The sequence below is a fragment of the Neisseria sp. P0021.S006 genome (assembly GCF_051956895.1).
Genome location: NZ_JBQCWZ010000726.1, coordinates 1 through 702 on the forward strand (window position 1 = coordinate 1; position 702 = coordinate 702).

A 702-nucleotide genomic window follows, 5' to 3' on the forward strand; every position below is an offset into this window, starting at 1 on the left:
AATCTTTTGATTTTGTTTTAGATAGTCAAGGACTGATTAAAAGCGCATGCTTTGCCAAAATGGCAAAATCCCCTATTTACGGTTTAGATAAACACAGCACGCGTGAAAGTTTGGCTGCCTTTGCATACAGTAAAACATTTGCCGTGCCGAAAGGCAAAAATGCGGTCTGGCGAAACCGTGAATTATTCGCCCAAGTATTTGGTTATACAATGCCTGAGACGCAGGTATTTGGTTTGTCGGTTCCTGAATTAGGCCGTCTGAAAAATTTGCAATCCCCCTATTACGTTGCTTTGCATGCAACCAGTCGAGACAGTAAATTATGGCCGGTAGAACACTGGCGTGCATTATTGAAAAAGTTGAATGAAGAACAACAATGCAATGTATATTTGCCGTGGGGAAATAAAACCGAAAAAATGCGTGCCGAACAGATTGCAAGCGATTTACCGTTTGCTTCGGTTTGCGACAAAATGAATTTATTACAGGCTGCATTTTTATTGAAAAACGCAGAGGGCATTATTGGCGTAGATACCGGACTACTGCATCTTGCTAATGCGTTGGAAAAGCCTGTTGTAGGAATTTATACAGATACAGATCCGGTCAAGACCGGCGTTCAAGTTTCGGCTTATGCAAAAAATTTAGGCGGTATTGCTCAAATTCCCAATGTTGACGAGGTTTATAAAACCTTGATGGATTGTGTTGCAG

At 41.3% G+C, this 702-nt stretch carries 1 protein-coding gene; it reads left to right on the forward strand.

Annotated features, from left to right (window positions below; genetic code table 11):
* Positions 1 to 702: lipopolysaccharide heptosyltransferase I (gene waaC, locus ACTHUM_RS16730; protein WP_440403518.1), on the forward strand; the 702-nt coding region annotated here is incomplete at both ends.